Origin of the sequence: Pseudomonas sp. EggHat1 (genome assembly GCF_014892995.1) — a bacterium.
GTDB classification, from domain to species: Bacteria; Pseudomonadota; Gammaproteobacteria; order Pseudomonadales; family Pseudomonadaceae; genus Aquipseudomonas; species Aquipseudomonas chaetocerotis.
In genome coordinates this window covers 309,701-331,739 of record NZ_JACKQK010000005.1, presented here as the reverse complement: position 1 = coordinate 331,739, position 22,039 = coordinate 309,701, and the positions used below count along the sequence as shown (strand labels likewise).

Genomic DNA, 22,039 nt, shown 5'->3' with positions numbered 1-22,039 from the left:
AAGTGCAGCAGGCTGCCCGATTCGGTGATCGACTACAGCACGTCGTCAGGCACTTTCCCGGTCGATGACGTGAGTGACTACGGCAACCTGGTGTTACTCGGCGGCAGAGATGTGGACGAGAGCGGCAAGGTGCAGCTCAAGAAGATCAGTGGGAATGTTCCTGCTGGTTTTGGCGCCTTGGCGCTGCGTGGCCTTGCGCCTTTAGATGCCGGTGAGTCTTGTGGTGGGCTCTGCGAGATCGCATCTGCTGGTGGTGCAGTGGCCAACGGTGGGCGTGTAGCGGTCGGGGCGGGTGGTCGTGTAGTTAGCGGCGGCGTCGTCACGGGCGGAGTGATTGGGGGCACGCTCATTGGTGTTGTGGCGATGCTCTGGCCGTCCAGCATGGGTGATAGCGCGCACTACACGGAGGAGCAGCTTCGCACGATGCGACAGGCCCGCACCCGGGTTCGCATCCGGGTCGAGGAACGACCGAACGGCATGCTGAAGGGCTACGGGTACAACACGCAGCTGCGAAGCGACTGGGAAACGATTCCTGTTGTCCAGTTCGCCCGAGTGGGTAGCCAGATGGTGGCGGACTTCGGGGGTGGTGTTGAGCTGATCTGGACGCCTGCCACCGATCCTTCCGATATCTTAGGCATTCCTGACTTGGAGGCTGCCCCCCAAACCCCGCTGATCACGATTTACCCGCCTGTAGAGCAGGCCGACAACCTCATCGTCAATCCGATCTACCCGCCAGAGTATCGGGATTTCATCCTGGTATTCCCGGCTGGCTCAGGCATTGCGCCGCTCTATATCGTGATGAATGCCCGGCATGATCCGGGGGTTGTCACTGGGTACGGCGAGGATGTGTTGGGCATCTGGTTGGCGGGGGCGGGTGAGGGGCTGGGCGCTCCCATTCCCTCGTATATAGCCGATAAACTGAGGGGCCAGAGCTTTGGTAGCTTCGACTCCTTCAGGGCTGCGTTCTGGATAGAGGTTTCCAGGGATGCAGAGCTTGCGCGTCAGTTCAACGATCGGAACCTTTCCGATATGGCAAACGGACTGGCTCCGATTGGCCGGCGTCATGAGCAGGCGGGCAAGCGCCGTAAGTTTGAGATACACCATATGGATCATATTAGGGACGGCGGTGCAGTGTACGACCTTGACAATCTGCGAGTAGTTACCGCCCGGCACCATATCGAAATACATCGCGGAGATAAGTAAATGGCACAAAAGGACAGCTTGTCGGAATACACAGAGTTGGAGTTTATTGAGCTAGTGCGCTCTATCGGGCGCTGCAAATCTGAAAGTGAGCGGGATGAGCTACTTGATCACTGGGAGCGATTAGTTCAACACCCGGCGGGCACTGACTTGCTTTACTACCCAGAAGACGGAGTTGATGATTCGCCAGAGGGTGTCACCCGCACAGTGAAAGGGTGGCGTGCCGCGAACGGGCTGCCCGGCTTCAAGTCCACCTGACATAGCAATTGGGGAATGGCGATGGCTGGGGACTCATAGGCTATTGCCCTCTCACCGATCAACAGGTATCGCCATGTTATTTGCTGGAACAGGATGAGGTCAGAATCACGGGAACAAGGTGTCGGAATCACTAGAACTTGAAAATAAATCTGCCCCCTTATCAGTCCAAGCATCACATCGATACGCACAGGAGCGTGAAATGATTAGGCGGAAAGAAAAACTTTCCGATTACACCGAGTCTCACTTTCTCCTGCTAGTTAAGGAGATTTGCAGTGCTGTCGGCGGTGAGAAATATCAGGATGATTTGTTGGAGCACTTCATTGACGTGACAGGAAATCCCTCTGCATCGGACTGGATTTACTACCCGGTTGCAGGGGCAGACGACTCCCCAGAAGGAATCACCCGCATCGTGAAAGAGTGGCGTGCAGCAAATGGGCTGCCCGGCTTCAAGTCCAGCTGACACAGCAAGAGTGGATAGCGAAAGCTGGGGAGTCTTCGCTATTGCAAAGGATGCTGAGCTTGTGAGTCCGTTCTCCGCGCGAATAGGCGCTTGATGTGCTGCGGCTCAGCTCCAGTAAGGATCAATGATGAACTTCCAGAACAAGGCAACCATCGAGGAATACACGGAAGCTGAATTTCTCTCCTTCCTGCGAGAGTTCTTCGAGGATATCAATGGTTTGAAAGGTGCTGCGCTTGAAAACTATATCGGCCAGCTTACAGACCATTTCGTGAGCGTTACGCAGCATCCTAGAGGCTCAGATTTGATCTTTTATCCCGCTTCGGGAGTGGATGACAGTCCTGAAGGAGTTTTGGCAGAAGTTAAGAAGTGGCGTGCCGCGAACGGGCTTCCCGGTTTTAGGTCTGACTGACCTAACAGAAGCAGGATAGCCGAGGGCTAGGAGGCATCGGCTACCGATACTCCGTGGCGTGTTCTACGCTGTATGGGCCCGTCTTCAGGCTCAAACTACAGGTTGGTCATAGCGATTTCAGAGTAATAGCATCAAGCATTGGGTAACATTGTTCCATGGCCAAATATTATGGTTTGAAAGAGAGCCTCTCGGATTATACAGAAGCGGAGTTCGTACAATTGCTGGAAGACTTATTCAAAGAAGACATGTCGGAGTCTGACGAGCTGGCGGATGTGCTGCTACTTCACTTCAGAGAAGTGTCCCAGCATCCAGCAGGGGCCGACCTGATTTATTACCCAGAAGAAGGGGCCGATACGTCGGCAGAGGGCATCACTCGCACCGTGAAAGAGTGGCGTGCCGCGAACGGACTTCCCGGTTTTAGGTCCAGCTGACCTAACAAACAATAGGGAGCGGACTACGATTTACGAAAAATTAATCGTGGTCTGTCCCCGGTTATTCGCTGGCTCCATCGCCCGGCAGTGGCATTTGCGGCATGGCATGCAGAGGGATCAGCGCTCCAGGGTGCTGGATCACCGCCCCCGCGAGGCGGTGGCCCCAGTACGCCGCTGTCAGTGGATCGCTCGCCAGCAGGCGGGCAGCCAGATAGCCGGCACTGAAGGAGTCACCGGCGGCGGTAGTATCCACAACACGCTCCACCCGCTCCGCCATCGCTTCAGCACGACCATTCGGCGTGCTCAGCAGGCAACTTCGAGCGCCCCGTTTGAGCACCACCTCGCGTACCCCGTAATCGGCGTAATGCCTGAACAACTGTTCCGGCGTTTCGAAGCCGAAGAGGGCGACATCGTCCTCCCAGGTTACGAGGGCCATGTCGGTGATGGCCAGTAGCGCTTCGTATTGAGTGCGGGCATGGGCAGCATCCGACCATAGACGCGCCCGATAATTGTTGTCGAACACTATGTGTGAACCACGACTCCGAGCCTGTGCCAGCGCACCGAGCAGACGTTCACGCCCTTCGGTGGTCAGGATCGCCAGACTGATGCCGCTCAGGTAGAGCACTCCGTAGTCCGCGAGTGACGCCAATAGATCTTCGGCACCTGGCCCGTCGAAGCAATGGCGCGCCGCGGCTTCGCCACGCCAGTAGAGGAAATTTCGCTCGCCATGCGCATCGGTCTGTATCAGATAGAGGCCGGGCAGCCTGTCCGGCAGTACGCGAACCCGACCGTCGCCAACGCCTTCTTCGCGCCAGCACTCGCGCATCGCCTGGCTCAGTGCATCCTCGCCTACCGCAGTGATGTATTCGGTGACGATGCCGCTGTCTCGGCACAGACGGTTCAGGTAGATGGCCGTATTGAGCGTGTCCCCACCGAAGGTCTGCCGCACGCTTCCGTCAGGACGCTGCTGAAGTTCGACCATGCATTCGCCGATCAGCCCTACCTTGAGCGGGGCAGAGGAATTGAACAAGACAGTCATGTGCACTCCTGATGCTTGTGTGCAACGTGTGATCGCGGGAGAAGGGGTCGCTTAGCCATCCGTGCTATGTACCGGCGACTTGTTTCTCAGAAGCGCGTCGCGAGCGTTTCAACGACCTTCAACTCATCGTCCACCAGCAACACCTGGCGCCATTTATCGAAGGTCAGGCAGGGATGGGATGTGCCGAAGGAAAGGATGTCGCCTACGGCAAGGTCCGTCCCGGCCGGTACGCTGAGGTACAGGTGCTGGTCCATGAGGCTTCGCACGGTCCAGTCGAATACATCCTGTGGCGGTTTCCCTTCGGCGTACCACCGCTGGGGCATCGGCAGGTCCGGATCGCAACCGATATCGCGCTTGCCGAGCGCAATGATCGCGAGCCCCGGCTCGGGTAGGGATTGAACGTGGGCGAACACTTCCAGCGCTGGCATCAGCTCACCCTGCAAGTCTGGATGCCGGGCCTTCACGTCCTCCATCGCACCGGCATACAGCTTGTGATCGTGCACGACATAGCAGCCAGGGCGGAGCAACGGTATGTATTCGTCGCGCAGGTCGGCCCGATCGAAGGCTTCGGCGATCAGGTCGAACCACTTCGATCCTGACGCCGTGATCAGCGGCTTGGGCAGTGCGAGTGCATTGCTCCGCTTCAGACGCCTGACCGTATCCACGAGCCGATCGGCATAGGCGCGGACGCCGGCAATCGGGTCCTGGCCGCCGATGAGGCCCTCGTAGCCCTCGATGCCGGTCAGGGAGAGGGCCGGCAATTCGGCGAGTGCAGCGAGTAGCGCATCCAGTTCCCCGTTATTGCGTACGCCACAACGGCCGCCTTCGACTCCCAGCTCGATCATCACTTGCAGGCGCAACCCGCGTTCCGCGAAGAAGGCATTGAGTGCCCGGGTGTTTTCCACCCCATCCACCAGGCAATGGAACTCCGCGCCTTTCGCGATCAGGCCGGCCACCAGCGACATGTTGGCGGTGCCGACCAGTTGGTTGGCCATCAGCATCCGAGTCACGCCATGCTCAAAGGCCGCCACGCACTGAGTCGCAGTGGCCAGCGTTATGCCCCAGGCGCCGGCTTCGAGCTGGCGGTGGAACAGGCCGGGGGTCATGGTGGTTTTGCCGTGGGGCGCCAACCGGGCGCCATGGCGCTCGGCGAAGGCCTGCATCCAGGAAATGTTATTCAGCAATGGGCGTTCGTAGATGACCGCCGCCGGCAAGCTGACGTCCTGCAGCAGCGATTGTCCCGAGCCTGCAATTGCGCCTTTTTCCAAAGCAGGCTGCGGCGTGGCGGACAGGGCAATGGGTTCCATGTTGGGTCCTTGGTGGATGTTCAGCGTGTCATGGGGGGTCACGCAGAGCCGCATTTGCTGGCGCCGAGTGGGTGAGTTGATTGAATCATGGAAAATAACTTTCACAAATATTTTTTTTAAGTTAGAAATTATCACAGTCCGAACGCGACCCTTCGGTCGCGCCTTCGGCCAGCAATGGAGTCATCAAGTGAATTTGGAAATCGACATCCTGTCGCGCATCACCGAACGCTATCCCACCCTGCGCGAAGCCGAGCGCAAGGTTGCCGCATTGGTCATCGAGGACATCGATTTCGTGACCAGCGCCAATATCTCGACCATTGCGGCCCGCGCAGGTGTCAGCGATGCAAGCGTCACCCGCTTCGCCAAGTCCATCGGCTGCCAGGATGTACGTGATCTGAAGCTACGGCTCGCGCAATCGCTCGCTGTCGGTCGTCGCTTCATCCAGGAAGCAACCGAGGCAGATGGCATCGGCGTGGTGTACGAAATCGCCAAGCAGACCCTGGACCTCAATCGCGAACTCATGGCCAGCGCGGACCTCGATGGCGCGCTCGACCTGCTCGATGGCGCGCGGCAGATTGTCGTCTTCGGCGCAGGCGGCGGTTCGGCCGTCCTGGCGCAGGAACTGCAATTTCGCCTGGTGCGCCTGGGCTACGCCATCAGCGCCTATCCTCAGGCGCTGATGCCGCGCATGGTGGCCGCCACGCTCGACCCCAACGATGTGGTGGTCGCACTGTCACTCACCGGCTTTACCCCAGAGATTGTCGATGCGGCCCGCATTGCCCGCAGTTACGACGCGCAGGTGCTTGCGCTAACCGCGTCGGACTCGCCGCTGGCGCAGCAGGCCAATGTGGTGCTTCCCGTCGCGTCGCGCGAAACCGACTTCATCTACCACCCTTCGTCGTCGCGCTACGCCATGCTGGCGGCCATCGACGTCCTTGCGATGAGCCTGGCGCTGCGGCACCGACAGCGTTCGCGAGACAAGCTGCGTCGTTTGAAGCTCACGCTCGATGCCCATCGTGGCGGCGACAACCGCCAGCCGCTGGGAGATTGATGCATGCCTCAGCACGCCAACCTGCTGATCCGCAATGTTCAGCTCATCGATGGCACCGGTGCCGCACCCTATAGCGGCGATCTGGCCGTGCGCGGCGAACGCATTGTCGCCCTCGGCGACCTCAGCGCTTGGTCCGCCGATATCTGCATCGAGGGCGACGGGCGCTGCCTGTCGCCCGGCTTCATCGACGTCCATACCCATGACGACATCAATGTCATCCGTACGCCGGAGATGTTGCCCAAACTCACCCAGGGCGTAACCACCGTCGTGGTCGGTAACTGCGGCATCAGCGCTTCGCCGGTGCGCCTGCCCGGCGATGAAGTCCCCGATCCGATGAATCTGCTGGGCCGTGTCGAGGACTTTCGCTATCCCGCGTTCAGCACCTATGCCGAATCGGTGGAGGTGGCCCGTCCCAGCATCAATGTCGCGGCGTTGATCGGCCATACGGCGCTGCGCGCCAACTTCATGGATCGTTTCGATCGTCCCGCCAGCGCGGACGAGATCCAGCGGATGCGCATCGCCCTGCGCCAGGCACTGGCCGACGGCGCTATCGGCCTGAGTTCGGGACTCGCCTATATCAATGCCCGGCAGGCACCGGAAGCTGAAATGCGCGCACTGGTTGAGGAAGTGGGCGCCGCGGGCGGCATCTACACCACGCATCTGCGCGACGAGTTCGCCGGTCTTCTGGACGCGATGGACGAGGCGGTGGCTACCGCCCGCCATGGCGACGCGCCGCTGGTCATTTCTCATTTGAAGTGCGCTGGGGTGGGGAATTGGGGCACCGCGCCGCTGGCGCTCGAGAAGCTCGAGCAAGCGGCACGGAACCACTCCTGCTACTGCGATTGTTATCCCTATACCGCGGGCTCCTCGACGCTGGACCTGGGACAGGTCACCGACGAGATCGAGATTTTCATCACCTGGTCCGATCAGCACCCCGAGATGGCGCGCCAGCCGCTGCAAGCCATCGCAGATGCCTGGAATGTCTCGCTGCTTGAGGCCGCCCGTCGCCTGCAGCCCGCCGGAGCGGTCTACCACAACATGGCCGAAGAAGACATGCGGCGCATCCTGAAGCATCCGCTGAGCATGGTCGGCTCCGATGGCCTGCCGAACGACCCCCATCCGCATCCCCGGCTGTGGGGCACTTTTCCGCGCGTCATCGGGCATTTCTGCCGCGACCAGCGGCTGTTCACCCTGTCCGAGGCCATTCACAAGATGACCGGGCTGTCGGCCAGTAGCTTCGGCCTGGGTGATCGCGGTGAGCTCCGCGAAGGCGCTTACGCCGACCTGACCCTGTTCGACTTCGACAACGTGCAGGACCGCGCCACCTTCGACGAGCCAATTGCCGCGGCACGGGGCATCGATCTGGTCGTGGTCAACGGAGCGGTGGCATACCAGCACGGGCGTCTCGTCCAGCGCGCCGGCCGCCTGCTCAAGCGCACCGCCAAATCCTCTCATTTACTACCCAAAACCAAGGAGAACGCATGAGCATCAAACGATATGGCGCCGAAGGCGGCACCGGCACCGGCGGACAGAAACTGCCTTTCTCGCGCGCCGTAGAGGCCGGCGGCTGGCTGTACGTTTCCGGACAGACGCCGATGAAAGACGGTGAGGTCGTCGAGGGCGGCATCATCGAACAATCCCGCCTCGCCTTTCAGAATTGCCTGGACATCATGGCGGAGGCCGGCTACGGCGTCGAAGACGTCGTGCACGTGACCACCGTGCTCACCGACGCTCGCTACTTCAGCTCCTTCAACAAGGTGTTCAAGGAAGTCTTCGGCGACCACCCGCCAGCACGCATCTGCAGCGTTCAAGACCTGGTCGTCGATTGCAAGGTCGAGGTCGACGTGAAGTGCTTCAAGGCGTCTCGCGCCTGATTCCACTCCCATCCGCTGCGAAGGAGGAAAACAACCACATCACCCATTGACCGAGCCGGCGCCCCGCATTCTCCGGCTCGCATGACTACTACCTCACTCAACAATCATTCCAATCTGAGGTCCGGTATGAACAGCAACATCTTTCTCGGCAGTTTCTTCCTGTATCTCCTGGCCATGATCTGGCTGGGCTGGTGGGTTTCGCGAAACCACCGCTCCAATGGCGACGACTTTCTGCTCGGCGGCCGCAGCATCCCGCTCTTTCTCACGATCGGCACGACGGTTGCGACCATGGTCGGCACCGGTTCGAGCATGGGAGCGGTCGGCTTTGGTTACAACAACGGCTGGGCCGGTGCGCTGTACGGCATCGGCGGTGCGGTCGGCATCCTCCTGCTTGCCGTACTGTTCGCCTCGGTACGCAAGCTGCGCTTCATGACCATGAGCGAGGAGCTGGCGTATTACGTGGGCGGGAACAGGGTTGTTCGCAACGTAGTTGCCCTGCTGATCTACATCGCCAGCATTGGCTGGCTGGGTGCGCACATTCTGGGTGGCGGCATGTACCTGGCGTGGATCACCGGTATCGACCTGAACACAGCGAAACTCGTAGTCGCCATCGGCTTTGGCCTGTACTGCATCATTGGCGGGTACCTGGCCGTGGTCTGGACTGACACCATCCAGGCGATCTTGCTCTTCGTGGGCTTCATCGCCATGGCTGTGTTCGCATTGATAAAGATCGGCGGCTTCGAGCATCTCACCGATCACATGGATCCCGCCGCCACGGATGCATTCGGGATAGGCACGCTGGGGCTGATTCCAGCGATCTCCCTGGCTGTCGTGGTCGGAGTCGGCGTACTCGCGACACCCTCGTTCCGCCAGCGGATCTATTCGGCGGATTCAGTCAGCAGCGTGCGACGCTCCTTTATCTTTACCGGCGTGCTGTACCTTGGTTTTTCCGTCATTCCCGCGATCATTGGCATGGCTGCCCACACCCTCGCGCCGGATCTGGAAAACAGCAACTACGCCTTTCCTTTCCTTGCTACTCAGGTACTGCCGCTCGGGCTGGGATTGCTGGTGATGATCGCCGGCCTCTCCGCTACCATGTCCAGTGCCAGCTCGGACGCGCTAGCCGGCGTCTCCATCATGATGCGCGACATCTACACGCTGGTGACCGGCCACATGCCTGCGCCCGAACGCGTAGTGCGCTATTCGCGGTTCGCGCTGCTGTTCACCATCGGCCTGGCGCTCGCATTCGCACTCACGTCGGACAACATCATCAGCTACATCACCAAGATGATCGCAACAGTCATGGCTGGCATGTTCGTTTGCGCAATCCTCGGCAAGTTCTGGTCCCGCTACAACTGGCAAGGCGCGATTGCCACTCTGATCGCCGCATCCGCTACCTCGCTCGCCATCATCGCCCATGCGGGCTGGACCGCCTATTGGGGCAACCCGAGCATTCCTGCGGTAATGGCTGCTCTGGTGGCTGGGGTAGTGGTTTCCTTGCTCACCCCGCGTTGCCACGTAACCCATGAAGAAGCACTGGCCCGGCTTACTGAAGAACGCGAGGCAATGAATGCGCCGATCAGAGCGGCCTCGTGATATCCACGGCCGGTACGCCGCGTATACCTGGGAATGTGAATGGGAGTTGGAGTGGTATACGAGCGATTCGCCAAACCGCTGATGAAAAAAGGGAAAGCGCCATCCGTGTCAGCGATCTGACCTTAGAACGCACACGGGACCGCCGCCAAAGCGCCTGACCCAGCATTTACCCCTTTGAACAAAACCGACCGCTGCCGGACGGGAGAGCTTTGCCCAGCGTTCGGCGCGAGACCAATAGGGGGCACGATTTACGGAAAAATAGGAGAACAATAGGGTGCAGGGACGGACCACGATTCACGGAAGATGAATCGTGGTCTGTCCCCGATTGTTATTCTTGTCAGTAGTAAATTATGAATTATTAGCCCAGTTTTCTAGCTCTATTTCGCTTTTGGTTTTTTCTGGGAACTTCACTTCGCCTAGGTTTTTAGACCAGCCAATACTATATGACAAGTGATAACCGTGCGCAGAGTGTTGGTCGCTTGAAGTGCCAATCAACACCCAGCCGATATCAAGGTAGCTATTGAGCTCTTCGGTTCTCCTTAATTCTAATACTTTTATAATGTTTGTGAGTTCGTACTGGCTCATTAGAATTCCTTTTATGGCTGAGGTTTGGTTAAGGGCCGAGTTTTGACCCGATCCAGTGAACGATTTGAGCGATTTGAGCGACTGAGTAGGTTTAATAATCGATCAGCGTGCTCTTTGGGTTTGGCCAGTTTTCTTTGAGGTCTTCATATACTTGGTTTACCCAGCTTTCGTCATGAGCTGCCTGGAAGCCTACGTAGTTATTTCCAGCGCACCACGTTTCTAAGCGAAACGCCAGATTTTCTGTGTTTTTGTTTCCGACTACGTCGGACAGATATGCAATACCACTCTTTGTGACGCGCAACTGCCAATTTTGACTGTCAATGACAGAGCCGATTAAATTGGAGACGTTCTTCTTAGTGAATTGTGCTGGGTCATTCAGATCGATTGTCATCATTGTATAGAACCTACCGTTTGGTTAGGGAGCGATTTTAGCCGGTCTGGAGCGAGTGGCCTGAGCTATTTGTTACAGGCCATTGCTAGGTTTTTTTTAACTTCGCTACGATATATACGATAGCAATGGCCGAGAAGTCCAAGAAGAACTCAGCTTCCTCCTTTCGGACGGCTGACTCCCCCGTTCCACCATGCCTAACAAAGTCCTTATTGCTGGCAAAGCCATAAGCTTGACTAATTAGTCTTTCAATATCTTGGTCTAGTACCGCATTTTTTATGATTTTGCCGAGCGTACCATTTGGTGCTTCTAGAAGAACCATAAGGCAGGATTCAATAGAATTTATGGATTCCTTAATTGAGTTCTCGAAGTCAGGCGCTGGGGCGTAGATGAAGTTTTTAGCTTTTAGCCACTGTGCGCGAATAGGGCTTAAATTGTCTTGAAGCGCATCGTTTGCCTTTTTCCAGCCTTTCGATGAGGCCGCATGGCGCTGAATACGCTTTAATTCAAGTTGAATGTCGGAATATATGTCCGCTATGTACTCCCTGCGCATTGCGTAGATTTTCATTTCCTTCATCTTGCAGTGCGCATAGAAGGATTCAATGGTTTTGTGCGGATTTGGGTTGGAGTACCTAGATTCTTCTAGGTCAATGATTATTTCCGCATAAAGCTCTCTATAAGCCTCAGACTGACCATAGCTACGACCGTCAGTGGCATACGCAGCCATTAGAGCTTGAAGCTCTTCTATATTGGTACTGACTTTGGCTGCTTTCTGGCTATCCATACGAGTCTCGATTGCCCTATCGAAAAGGGGCAGATTTATTTATTGCGCTTGCCAATTGAAAAAATCTACCCCCTTTACTGAAGAGCTTTAGGGGAGCGATTTGTTAGAGCCGAACGCCTTGGATTCATATTTTGATCTATCTTCCTGCTTGTATAACTTGTCGATTGGTAGGTTGTCAAAGAGCTCATATTCAGTTACCAGAGGCTTGAATTTTTCTACTCCGTATCGTGCAAGGCAATTATAGAAAAGAACTAAAAGTTCGTAGTCGGAAAGTTGCGCCCTTACAATATTAGCATACTGTTTTTTGTCTTTTATGTCTGAGTCGCTAATGTATTTGAAGATTGTGTAAAGCGACCTGAAGTAATGACCAAGCTCTTTGTGCCACTTGCTCCAAAAGTAATCGTATGCATCCTCAAAGCGTTTGATTTCTTCTTTGTTTTTGTAGTTTGTGTCTTGATGGTGAAATGTGCCGGTTAGTTTTTCGTAGAAAAACTTAAAGCAGTCTCGACCTTCGGTTAAAAACTCAGTGTTGTCTTCATTCTTCTTCTTCAGATCGATTGAGCCTGTCAGGTCGACATGAAGGCGAATCATTTCAAAAAGTATGTTTTCGAAATGCTGTTGTTTGAATTCATTTCTCTGCTGTGCAATGGTCAAGATTAATCCACCCAAAGCAAGGCCATTAAATAGAGAAGTCAAAACACCGAAGCTGTCTCCAAATACGCCGGATTTAGAGACGGAGAACTCTTCTATTGGCCAGATAAAGCCGAGAAGAGAAGCGGAGAAGCTAAAGAATACAAGGGTTATTGCGCCAAAAATCAGCCACGGATTTGAGAGGTTCATTATTTGGACTCTAATAGTGGTCAGATGGTTTTTCGTACTGGTTTAGTAGTAAGGAAGGTAGTATGGCTCCGCCAATTGGCAGTCTTCAAATAACGGCGAATTTATTTGTTGCGCTTGCAGGCGAGAATCACGAAAGAGTGGACGGATTTATTCATCGCTTTCGTCAGATCGAAAAAATAGATCTGCCCACCATTTTTTGGTTTTTTTAAGAACTATTCGCGAGATTTAAGGGCTAAGCTAAAAAGCTCACGAAGCTTCCTTTCTACCATTTGCATAGAGATAGATTGAACGCCAAATGACTCTTTTTTAAAGCCATTCACACCAGGGCGCTGGTCATAATAAATATTATGCTCAACTTGGCGACTATGTAGGATCGCCTTGATAACATACGAGCATTCAGACGTAGGAACCCGGCCAAGTTCCTTGCCTTCTTCTGGTATGAAACGCAGAGAAATATAAGGATGGCCGTATCCATCTTTATTTTCTTCAATAGCTGCAGGGAAATTGTGCGCAATGGCGTCAGCGACAAACTCACCAAATATGGGCTTGGCGATGGTGTCAATGTGGGAATTAAATTTTTCAATAAATTCAGCATCTTTAGACGCTTTTAGCTCTTGTGCTTGACGAGCTGCTTCATCTGCTTTGGCTCTTTCTTCAGCACGTTCATTCATGATTTCCGTAAAAATAGACATATTGACTCCCAGTATTTTTATAATGCTAAATGTATAAGCTGTTTTTATAAAGTAAGATGAAACAAAAGGATTATTAATTACTTGATTTTTCGAGTGGCGAGCTTGTAAACACCCCATGCACCAGCCCCGGCAAGAAGTGCGCCGCCCACTGCCCAGCCAATTACAGGAACAGCAGCGGAAGCTGCAGCAGCGCCTGCAATAGAGCCAACGCCGCCAATCATACCTGCACCACCGGCAGCCACAGCTCCTCCACCAGCGGTAGCAAGAGCACCGGTTGTTGCTGCTGCTCCTGCTCCTGCGACGGCACCAGCTCCCGCAAGGCTTGCAGTTGCGGCGGCTTGTGCTGCGGCAGCTACTGTAGTCACTCCAATAGCTGCGCCAGCTCCAGCCCCAGCAGTTGCGCCTACACCTGCAGCTACTGCTTGGCCAATTGCATCAGTCTCTTTAGAAACAGCCATGATCGCTTCCTTCGTCATATTGTGAGCTAACGCTCATTATTTTGCTGATGGCGAAAAGCTACCTTTGCGCCAGAAACATGTCTAGCTGCCGTGTCGAAAAAGTGTCGAAATCAACGGGCGAAACAGGGCAGCAATGGGTAGAAGGTATGAGGCGAAAGCCTTGATTTTGCTATCGTTGGGCAGGGACGGGCAATAATGGGCACCTGCTAGAACGGGTTCAAATCTCCATCTTTCCCTTCATATCCAAACCAAAGCCCCGAAGCGCAATGCGCTTCGGGGCTTTATCGTTTCCGTGAGTTCGCTTGAGCCGGCAGTGAATGGCTGAGCGCACTAGAAGGAGCGCTCGCCGCGCTACAAAGCGCGAGCTGGCGCACATTTCTGCAAAGCGCTCATTGGCGCCAACTCCTTCAGTTTTGGCGCGCTGTTCGGCGTTTCGCTTGGGAAATTCCTTAGCGGTGAATGGGTGGATAGATTTTGCTGTTGGCTATGTTTCAAAAGGTCAAAAAAATAGCGCCAGCACGGTGACGGATGGTCGTTAACTGGCGCTGAGTGTGCCGATATTCTGCGCCTCAACGCTCGAAGCGATGCCGGCACGGTCATGGATAGATCGGGCGTACGACCGTCGTTCCTCTCTCGGAGTACCGCCCCCATGATCGATCTGTCCACCTGGAACCTGACCATCCCTGTCGGTGTTCCTGCTGCCGTCATTTCCACCCCCGTTCTGGCCGGTGGGTATCAGGATCATTACTTTCAGTCGAAGGAGGGCAAGTTGTTTTTCTGGGCGCCGGTCAACGGCACCACGACTGCCAACTCGACCTATCCGCGCAGTGAGTTGCGCGAGACGTTCGCCAACGGCGCTCTGCGCAACTGGCCCTATCGCGCCGCGGATAACGTGCTGACCGCCACGGCGAGAATCACTCAGGTGCCGTCGAATGGGCTGCTCGCCTTTTCCCAGATCCATTCGAAGAACAGCACGTCGCCCCCCATGATGTTGGGCTATCAATCCTTGTCACCCACTGGCTATGGCAATGTGGTGATTTCGTTTCGGGGCAATCCGGCCAGCAGCAATTCCACCAAGATCGTGCTGTCGAGCAAGATCAAGCTGAATCAGGATTTCAGTTATGAGGTCTTTCTGGCGAAGAACGGCAGGCTGACGATTGGCCTGGTTGAGCCGGGTGGCGCGGTCAAGACCTGGAGCGCTGTGCTCAATTCGGCCTGGGCCAGTCACAACCTGTATTTCAAGGCGGGTGTTTACACGCTCGACAACAACGGCAATGAAACCAGCGCCGGGGCTGCGGTGTTTTCAGCGTTGAAAGTCGAACATCGCTAGTGTTCTGGCCTGCACTCGGATCGGGTTGAGTGCAGGCCTTTCAGCCACGTCTGGCGCTGGTCAGTTGGTGCAGGTGGGGGCGTCTGCGCTGCCTGCGGTGCCGGTCAGGGGCTGGGATATCTGCAGGTGGCAGTTGCGCCGCACGGTGTTGTCGAGGATCTGGCTCTGCAGGGGCAGCAGATCGCCAATCAGCAGGTTCTGCAGCAGCGGGTTGGCGCGGTACTGGTTGCTGCCCAGCACGGTGTTCTGCATGCCTTCCACGCGGATCATGGCTTTGCCGATGCTTTCCAGGGTGTTGCCGGTGATGACCAGTTGGCCTGCGGTGAGCTGCTCGTTGCGCAGGCTGATGGCGTATTCCGGGGTGGACTGGATGCGGTTGTCGATGATCAGGGCGCCGCTGAGTCCGCCGGCGTCGATGGCGCTGAGCTGGTTGTTGGCGATCAGGTTGTTCTCGATCAGAAGCCCGGCTCCGCCGTTGATCTGCCGCAGCATCACGCCGTAGCCCTTGGACGCGCCGAGGCGGTTGTTCTCGATCAGCAGGGCGCCGCTTTGCTCGCTGACTTCGATGGCGCTCTTGCCGGTGTGCAAAATCAGGTTGTTCTGAATGCGCCCGCTGCTGCTGCCGCCGATGCGGATACCGCTGTTGTGCTTTACGCCGTCGATGCGGTTGTCTTCGATCAGGAAGCGGCTGTTGCCCAGGTCGATGCCGTACTGCTGCAGGTGGCTGAACTGGTTGTTGCGGATCAGGGCCTCGCTGTGGCGCAGCTCCAGGGCGCTGGCCATGCTGTCGAAGCGGCTGTTGTCGATCAGAATGCGCGCCGCCGGCCGGGTGGCGGACTGCTGCGCGCTAATGCCGCTGCTGATGCCACGGGAGAAGTTGGCGTTGTAGCCGATCTTGACCAGATGCGAGTCGACAACCCGTAAGCGGCTGCCGGCCCAGTTCATGATGAAGGGCCGGGTAGGGCGGTCGGTGGCCAGCGCGCGGCCGTCGCTCCAGCTTTCCAGGCGCGAGCCCTGCACCTGCAGCAAGCCCTGGTTGATCAGCGCGGTGCCCGACGGGCCGAAGAGGTAGAGCACCTGGTCGTCGACGAGCAGGGCGGCGTCTTCGGCAATCATCAGCGGGTAGCTGAGCAGATAGCCGTCTTCATGCTTACGCAGCACCTTTGGGTCGTTCAGTTGCGCGTGCAGTTGCTCCAGGCTGACGCTGCCACCGCGGATGACCACGGCGCGCGGGTGTTGCGCCTGGTAGCTGGCGATGGCGCGGAACAGACCGTTATGCACGAACGGCTCGAACGGCCAACTGCCCGCCTGCGCCGAATACATCGGCTCCAGGCTGGCGTTGCCGCGCTGCGACGGTGCCGGCAGGTCGAAGGCCGGTGGCTGGCTGTGCTGCATGATCTGCTGGCGGGTGCGCTGTTGCTGCTGCTGTTGCCATTGCGGGTCCAGCGTGTGCAACGCCGCCGGGCCGCCGAGGGCGCTCAGGCTGCAGGCTGCGCAGGCCGTCAGCAGCAGCGCGCGGGAGAGGGTCAGTGCCTGGGACATGGTGGCATCCTGCGTCAGTTGAGCTGGGGGTAGAGCGGTTTCAGATCGCCGCCCACCTGGCTGTAATGATTGATGGCTTTACCGTGTGCCTGGTACAGGCGTGCGGCCCATTGGTGCTGCGGATAGCGAGTGAGAAAGGGCAGCACCCAGACCATCTTGTGCGGGCCGACTTCGCTCTGGCGCTCGGTCAGTTCCGCCAGGGTCTTGGGCTCCAGCGCGGCGCGCGCGGCAAAGTTGGCCAGGCCGGCGAGTTTCTCGCGCTCCTGCTCGGTGAGTGGGCGACCGTTATGTTCGGCAGCCTCCACCAGCAGCATCAGCGGCACCAGGGCGTAGTGGCTGTAGTCGGCAGCCAGACGGCCGCGAGCGACCTCCAGGGGCAGGTACTGGTAATCGCCCTCGCCGGGGGTGAGCTGGGTGAAGGCGCGGCGCAGTGCGACATCGGCCCAGGCCAGGGCGCGGTCATCGTCGAGCAGCATGGCGGTGGCGGCCACGGCCCAGGCGGCCCAGTAGTCGTGGTTGTTGAAGTAGATGCCGCTGTCGTAGCGGCGCGGCTCGTACTCGGCGATCACCTTGGCCGACAGCTCGCCCAGCCAGCGCGCCTGAACGGTGCTCAGCTGATAGCGCTGATCGCTCAAGGCCTGGACCTTGAGCAAGGTTGAGGCGATGGCAGCCAGGGCCCATTTGCGCGAGGCGACACCGGTCTTGCTGGCGTCGTCGCTGAGCAGCGCCGATTTGCCGGCCCAGGCATCGAGCCACTGGTTCAGGCAGGCCAGGGCGGTGGTGGCTTCATCGGCCTTGCGGGTGCGCTGGAACACCTGTGTCGCTTTCACCAAGCCGCCGATGTATTGCTTGACCTGCTGGCGGATGCGTTCGGTGTCCTTGCTCTGGCGTGCTACCAGTCGCGATTTGCTGGCGTCGCTCTGGTCGTACTTGCTGTCCAGTTGCAGGTGCCCGGTGTAGGCGGCAGGCGGTTTTTTCGGGCAGCTCGCGTTGCGGTAGTCGCCCGTCATCTGCGCCGCCACGTTCGGCGCGTGGTTGCTCCAGATCGACTGCGTGGCGCTGGCGCTCATGGAGCCGGCGAGCAGCACCAGCATGGCCGTCAGGCGGCCGGGCGACATCCTCACAGACATAGCTTGGTCTCGATCTGGAAGGGTTGCTCCACGACCTGGGTGGGTTCTAGCAGCACCGAGAGCAGGTTGGCGTCGCGGAACTCCGCAGCGCGGCTCAGCTCCAGGTAGTACTGGCCGCCGGTGACGATGGCCTCGCGGCGGAACCACACCTTGTCGCGCGTGCCGTTGTCGTAGTAGGTGATGATGTAGAAGTTCTTGATGTTGGGGTCGCTGATACGGATGTCGAGCACCGCATCGCGGCCCTTGAGGTCCTTGCGCTGCGCACCGGCGTTGCTGAGCAGTTCGAGACGATCGTTGAGGCCCATGGCCGGGCGTTCGAGACGCGCTTCGAGCAGGCTGTCGCTGGCCTTGCAGCCGCCGTTGACCGCCGGGATCAACTGGCGGTACATCAGGTCGCCATCCAGGCGGTAGTTGGCCGGCAGCTCCCAGATGATCAGCTTGGGCGCCTTGTCCGGTGCGTAGTTGGACGACAGCAGGTATTCCAGCAGCGAGCCGTCCTGGCCCGCGCCGGGCAGGGCGTAGTTGATCAGGTCGCTGCTCAGGTACTGCTTGAGAAATCCGTCGAAGTTGAACTGCTTGGTCTCGTCTTCACGGGCGGCGGAGTTACTGGTACCGACCAGGACGATTTCCGGGTCGGGCTGATCCTCGAACAGCAGGGCGGCGTCGTTGTCTTCCGGCACGGTCTGGTAGCCGGGCACGAACTGATAACCGAAGTGGTTGCCGCAGATCGCCGCCAGGCCGAGGTTGAGGGTGCCGTCCTTGGACAGGGTCAGGGTTCGCTCGGTGGTGTAGCCCTTGCGCGGGAGTTGCGCGTAGACCGGGTGCTGGCGAATGGCATCGGCGGTGACGCGGGCGGTGGCCTCTGCGCCTACCGGGGTCCAGTGGTGGTCGCGGCGGAAGAAGAAGTCCTTCGGCGGCTGTTCCACCAGGGTCATGATGTCCGGGACGATGGCGCCGCCGTCACGCATCTGCTGCAGGAACTTGCGCAGGTTGGCGCTGGCACGCGCGTAGTCGAAGCCATGCATCTGCCCTGGCTGCAGCTGGGCGCGATGCATCAGGCCGCGAGTCGGTTGCACGGCTACCGCCACCTGGGTGCCATGGCTGGCGAACGCACGCATCAGGCGGGCGAACTCCGGCTGCATGGCTGGCGGAATGCCGAACTCGTTGGTCAGGTCGACCTCCGAGCGGAACAGCCAGCGGTCGCTCCCCGGCACGATCTGCTTGAGTGACTTCATGTTGCCTTCGGCATATTCCTCGGGCGCACTGAGTTGCGGGCAGATCAGGCATTGCAAATCCGTGCATTCATCGGTCTTTTCGCCCTGCGCCGCAGCGGAGGCGTTCTGTACGCCTGCTGCGACCAGGCTGCCAATGGCCAGTAGAAAATAGTGCTTCATGCTCGTTGGGATCATCGTCCGCTCACTTGTTTGGCCGGCCGTTCAGGGTTCATTCGCTGGGGTCGATGCTGTTGGCCAGGGTTATCGCGCGGTAGCCGTTGGCTGCGGGTAGCAGGGCATAGCTGTAGGAGCGGCCCTTTTTCAGGAACAGCTCGTCGAAACCGATCAGCTGTTCGCTATCGGCATAGGCGGCGAAGGCGATCTTCAGCTCGTTGACCATGCGGCTGCCGGTCTGGTCGCGCTCGATGGTGTCGACCACCACGTGCTGCCCGTCGACGGTCTTCAGCGCTGCCGGCTTGTCGGTGAGGTTGTAGAAGGCGATCTGCGCCTTGCGCGGTTCGTTGACGAACTGGTCGGCGATCAGCAGCAACTGGCCGTCGCGGTAGATCACCGTGCTGGCGGTGTTGGCCTTCAGCTCATGCTCGATCGCCTGGTTGGCCACGGCGATGCGCTGCTTGCCCGGCACAACGAAGCGATAGCCGCCGAACTGCCCGCCGGTGACGACCTGGGGTTTGTTCTTGCCGCTGAGGGTGACTTCGATGTTGCGTTCGCTGAGGTTGAGCACCCGTACGAAAGCCGAGTTGGCCGGGGCCACCGGATCGTAAAGGTCGGCGTTGCCGTCCTGGGCTTGGGCGGCGGCGCTGGCGATCGTCAGCAGGATGATCAGGGCGCGGGAAATGAAGGCAGGCATGCGACGGTACCTCGGTCAGTGTTGGGCAGTTTCTGGCGTAGCCAGGGGCGAAGGAATCTGGCGCTGGGCGAGCAGGGTGCGCAGGGGGAATTCCCAGATGACCGTCTGCAGCTCAGCGCTTTTCGCGGCTGGGCCGGCGAGAAATTCGTTCATCGACTGGAACGGGCCACGGGCCTCCAGTGCGACGCTTACCAGGTCGCGCTGCAGGGCCTCTTTGAGAAAACCGACGAAGTTCCAGTCATCGATGCGTGTGTAGCTGGTGCCTACCAGCGCCAGTGACACGGCCTCTTCGCCGAACAGGCTGTCGGCGAGGTCGTTGCGGCTCTGCTGCAGGGTTTCGTAGAGCTGGATATGCACCGGCTCGAAATAGCTGGGCGCCAGCCTGGGGTCGAACTTGAGGTAGTTGAGCAGGTCGCCGGTCACCTCTTTTTCGCTGACCGCCTGGGTCAGGTAAGGGGTCTCGCCCTGCAGTTCAGGGAACTGCGCGGCCAGGGTTTGCGCTGCCAGTTCGGCACCCCTCGGGCTCCAGTGGGTATCGTTACGCAGGAACAGCTGCTCATTGGCCGCCGCGTTCTGGTAGGCGCTGCGCAGGTCCACGGTGTCGATGCCGTGTTCGTGCAGGCGCTGGCTGAAGTGCTGGTACAGGTCGCTGATCGGCTGCGAGGGGGCATAGGTGGAATGTACGGTGTAGGTGTCCAGCTTCATCGGAATGGGCAGGACGATCAGCCGCGCGCCCTGTTGCGCCAGTTGCGCGCGCACCTTGTCGATCAGCACGATCTGTCGCTCCAGGTTGCCCTCGAGGTCCCTGGGCTGCAGGTATTCCTGGTTGGTGAACAACCAGCCGTCACGTCCCAGCACCACGCCGCTGGCGCCTTCACGAAAGATCGCGTGCTGGATGTTGGCCCACAGCTCGACGGACGGGTCGCGCAGGAACAGGCGCTTGTCGTAGAACTGCTCGAACTTGCGCACCAGTTTGCCGTCGAGAAACAGCGACACAGCCTGGGTCTGCGTGCCGGCGAAGGCGAACACCGTCGGCAGCGAATACAGGAACATGGCGCACAGCATCACGCAGAAGAGAATCCCGTTGATCTTGCTGGCCGAGTTCATCACCGGAAACATGGGGGCATCCTCAGAACTGGAAGTACAGGAAGGGTGAGAAGGAGTTCGCGGCCAGGCGCGTCAGCGTCAGCAGGAAGCCGACCCACAGCAGCAGGGCGCTGAAACCGCTGACGTGCTGCATGAAGTACTGGTCCTTGTGCGTGCCGGCGTAGTAGCGAATGTTGATGCCGCCGGCGATGACGATCCACAGCAGGGCGATCAGGGTGAAGGTCATGGTCATGGCTGAGGTGCCGAACCAGTAAAGGTCCAGCGAGCCGATGCCGTTGAGGCCGATCAGCGCCTGATAGACCTGCAGGGCGTGCGGCAGGTTGCCGGTGAAGAACAGCGGCATGCAGGAGGCCAGCACGAACATGCAGCGGGCGTTGCGCCAGAAGTTGTAGGGCGTGTTGACCTTGGTGGCGATGCCCAGCTTGCGTTCGAGCACCATGGCTATGCCGAAGAACAGCCCCCAGAAGATGAAGGCGAAGCTCGGCCCGTGCCAGAGCCCGGACAGCACCATGGTGATGACCAGCCCGACGAGCATGCCGGTCAGGCGCTTGCGTACCAGCGGCATGTACACGTAGTCGCGCAAGAAGTCGGCCAGGGTCATGTGCCAGCGCTGCCAGAACTCGGTGATGCTCTGCGCGATATAGGGCTGGTTGAAGTTCTCGGCGAAGCGAAAGCCCATCATCATGCCCAGGCCGATGGCCATGTCGCTGTAGCCGGAGAAGTCGAAGTACAGCTGCAGGGCCGAGATAAACAGGCCGAACCAGGCGTCGGCCATCTGCAGTTCGCCACCGCCGCCAATGAACAGGGTATTCATCGGTGCCAGGGAGTCGGCGATCAGCACCTTCTTGATGAAACCGAGCATGAAGCGACAGGCCCCTAAGGAAAACAGCTCCAGCGAGTGGGTGCGGTTCTTCAACTGCTTGTCGATCAGGCTGTAGCGCAGGATCGGCCCGGCGATCAGTTGCGGGAAGAGGGCGATATAGGCGGCGAAATCGACGAAGCGATGAGTGGGTTCGGCATTGCGTCGATAGATGTCGAAGATGTAGCTCAGCGCCTGGAACACATAGAAGGAGATGCCCAGCGGCAGGATGATGTGTTCCAGGGTGAAGGTATTGATGCCCAGCGGTTCAAGCACCGCCACCAGCACGTCGGCGCCGAAGTTGGCGTACTTGAAGTAGCCGAGCGTGGCCAGGTTGCCGATCACGCCGACGGTCAGCAGGCGAAAGGCGATCTTCTTCTCGCCGGCATCGATCCGCGCCTTGATGCGCAGGCCGAACCAGTAGTTCCAGTACGAGATGGCGACGAACAGCAGCAGGAAGTCCGGACGCCACCAGGCGTAGAACAGGTAGCTGCCGAGCACGATGACGTACGAGCGCCAGTGGTCCTTGGCTATGTAGTAACAAAGCAGGAACACCGGCAGGAACAGGAACAGGAAGACGTTGGAGGCGAAGATCATGCTAGCGCTGCTCTCGG

At 58.4% G+C, this 22,039-nt stretch carries 23 protein-coding genes; 10 read left to right on the top strand and 13 right to left on the bottom strand.

Going from position 1 to position 22,039, the window contains the following annotated elements:
* The 5 genes from INS93_RS11455 to INS93_RS11435 all read left to right on the top strand — a co-directional run.
* On the top strand, positions 1-1,203 hold a 1,203-nt coding region (locus tag INS93_RS11455), incomplete at its 5' end, for an S-type pyocin domain-containing protein (protein ID WP_226945469.1).
* A complete protein-coding gene (locus INS93_RS11450; protein WP_192981943.1) occupies positions 1,204-1,458 on the top strand; it encodes a bacteriocin immunity protein in 255 nt (84 codons plus the stop codon).
* A 199-nt stretch (positions 1,459-1,657) separates the two neighbouring features.
* Positions 1,658-1,918: a bacteriocin immunity protein gene (locus INS93_RS11445; RefSeq protein ID WP_192981940.1), complete on the top strand. Its 261-nt coding sequence runs from the start codon at positions 1,658-1,660 to the stop codon at positions 1,916-1,918.
* Between the two features lie 127 nt (positions 1,919-2,045).
* Positions 2,046-2,327, top strand: coding sequence for a bacteriocin immunity protein (locus INS93_RS11440; RefSeq protein WP_192981938.1), 282 nt, complete (start codon positions 2,046-2,048; stop codon positions 2,325-2,327).
* 155 nt (positions 2,328-2,482) lie between these two features.
* Positions 2,483-2,758 carry a bacteriocin immunity protein gene (locus INS93_RS11435; RefSeq protein ID WP_192981936.1) on the top strand — a complete coding sequence of 92 codons (276 nt, stop codon included), beginning with the start codon at positions 2,483-2,485 and terminating at the stop codon, positions 2,756-2,758.
* Positions 2,759-2,819: 61 nt separating this feature from the next.
* Here the strand turns inward: INS93_RS11435 and INS93_RS11430 are convergent, their stop codons facing one another.
* On the bottom strand, positions 2,820-3,797 hold the full coding sequence (locus tag INS93_RS11430; RefSeq protein WP_192981934.1) for a sugar kinase: 978 nt from the start codon (positions 3,795-3,797) through the stop codon (positions 2,820-2,822).
* 86 nt (positions 3,798-3,883) lie between these two features.
* Positions 3,884-5,104, bottom strand: a complete 1,221-nt coding sequence (locus INS93_RS11425; protein WP_192981932.1) for an amino acid deaminase — start codon at positions 5,102-5,104, stop codon at positions 3,884-3,886.
* Positions 5,105-5,291: 187 nt separating this feature from the next.
* On the opposite strand from INS93_RS11425, the gene INS93_RS11420 reads away from it, so the two are divergent.
* The 4 genes from INS93_RS11420 (at position 5,292) to INS93_RS11405 (ending at position 9,625) form a co-directional block, all read left to right on the top strand.
* Entirely contained in the window at positions 5,292-6,155 is an 864-nt protein-coding gene (locus INS93_RS11420) for a MurR/RpiR family transcriptional regulator (RefSeq protein WP_192981930.1), read from the top strand.
* A 3-nt stretch (positions 6,156-6,158) separates the two neighbouring features.
* Positions 6,159-7,640 (top strand): N-acyl-D-amino-acid deacylase family protein, encoded by a 1,482-nt coding sequence (locus tag INS93_RS11415; RefSeq protein ID WP_192981928.1) that lies wholly within the window; start codon positions 6,159-6,161, stop codon positions 7,638-7,640.
* Positions 7,637-8,029, top strand: coding sequence for a RidA family protein (locus INS93_RS11410; RefSeq protein WP_192981925.1), 393 nt, complete (start codon positions 7,637-7,639; stop codon positions 8,027-8,029). Before INS93_RS11415 ends, INS93_RS11410 begins: the two co-directional genes overlap by 4 nt.
* 126 nt (positions 8,030-8,155) lie before the next feature.
* Positions 8,156-9,625 carry a sodium:solute symporter family protein gene (locus INS93_RS11405; protein WP_192981923.1) on the top strand — a complete coding sequence of 490 codons (1,470 nt, stop codon included), beginning with the start codon at positions 8,156-8,158 and terminating at the stop codon, positions 9,623-9,625.
* Between the two features lie 348 nt (positions 9,626-9,973).
* Here INS93_RS11405 and INS93_RS11400 read toward each other — a convergent pair whose 3' ends face one another.
* The 5 genes from INS93_RS11400 to INS93_RS11380 all read right to left on the bottom strand — a co-directional run bounded on the left by INS93_RS11400 (position 9,974) and on the right by INS93_RS11380 (position 13,031).
* A complete protein-coding gene (locus INS93_RS11400; protein ID WP_192981920.1) occupies positions 9,974-10,210 on the bottom strand; it encodes a hypothetical protein in 237 nt (78 codons plus the stop codon).
* A 91-nt stretch (positions 10,211-10,301) separates the two neighbouring features.
* Complete coding sequence (locus INS93_RS11395; RefSeq protein ID WP_192981974.1) at positions 10,302-10,601, bottom strand: hypothetical protein; 300 nt, start codon at positions 10,599-10,601, stop codon at positions 10,302-10,304.
* Positions 10,602-10,686: 85 nt separating this feature from the next.
* On the bottom strand, positions 10,687-11,382 hold the full coding sequence (locus tag INS93_RS11390; RefSeq protein ID WP_192981918.1) for a hypothetical protein: 696 nt from the start codon (positions 11,380-11,382) through the stop codon (positions 10,687-10,689).
* Positions 11,383-11,469: 87 nt separating this feature from the next.
* Positions 11,470-12,222, bottom strand: coding sequence for a putative phage abortive infection protein (locus INS93_RS11385; RefSeq protein WP_192981916.1), 753 nt, complete (start codon positions 12,220-12,222; stop codon positions 11,470-11,472).
* Between the two features lie 212 nt (positions 12,223-12,434).
* Entirely contained in the window at positions 12,435-13,031 is a 597-nt protein-coding gene (locus INS93_RS11380) for a hypothetical protein (RefSeq protein ID WP_192981914.1), read from the bottom strand.
* A 990-nt stretch (positions 13,032-14,021) separates the two neighbouring features.
* On the opposite strand from INS93_RS11380, the gene INS93_RS11375 reads away from it, so the two are divergent.
* A complete protein-coding gene (locus INS93_RS11375; protein WP_192981912.1) occupies positions 14,022-14,702 on the top strand; it encodes a polysaccharide lyase family 7 protein in 681 nt (226 codons plus the stop codon).
* A gap of 60 nt (positions 14,703-14,762) precedes the next feature.
* On the opposite strand, the gene INS93_RS11370 is transcribed toward INS93_RS11375, so the two are convergent.
* The 6 genes from INS93_RS11370 to INS93_RS11345 are packed head-to-tail and all read right to left on the bottom strand — an operon-like array spanning position 14,763 to position 22,022.
* Entirely contained in the window at positions 14,763-16,244 is a 1,482-nt protein-coding gene (locus tag INS93_RS11370; RefSeq protein WP_192981910.1) for a right-handed parallel beta-helix repeat-containing protein, read from the bottom strand.
* Positions 16,245-16,258: 14 nt separating this feature from the next.
* Positions 16,259-17,374 (bottom strand): polysaccharide lyase, encoded by a 1,116-nt coding sequence (locus INS93_RS11365; RefSeq protein ID WP_192981908.1) that lies wholly within the window; start codon positions 17,372-17,374, stop codon positions 16,259-16,261.
* The gene (locus INS93_RS11360; protein WP_226945468.1) at positions 17,365-18,768 is read right to left on the bottom strand and encodes an alginate O-acetyltransferase AlgX-related protein; all 1,404 of its coding nucleotides are present in this window, start codon (positions 18,766-18,768) and stop codon (positions 17,365-17,367) included. The genes INS93_RS11365 and INS93_RS11360 overlap by 10 nt, the downstream gene beginning before the upstream one ends.
* Positions 18,769-18,817: 49 nt before the next feature.
* Complete coding sequence (locus INS93_RS11355; protein ID WP_160017549.1) at positions 18,818-19,459, bottom strand: alginate O-acetyltransferase AlgF; 642 nt, start codon at positions 19,457-19,459, stop codon at positions 18,818-18,820.
* A 15-nt stretch (positions 19,460-19,474) separates the two neighbouring features.
* The gene (locus INS93_RS11350; RefSeq protein WP_192981903.1) at positions 19,475-20,578 is read right to left on the bottom strand and encodes an alginate O-acetyltransferase; all 1,104 of its coding nucleotides are present in this window, start codon (positions 20,576-20,578) and stop codon (positions 19,475-19,477) included.
* Between the two features lie 10 nt (positions 20,579-20,588).
* Complete coding sequence (locus INS93_RS11345; RefSeq protein ID WP_192981901.1) at positions 20,589-22,022, bottom strand: MBOAT family O-acyltransferase; 1,434 nt, start codon at positions 22,020-22,022, stop codon at positions 20,589-20,591.
* Between the last annotated feature and the right edge of the window lie 17 nt (positions 22,023-22,039).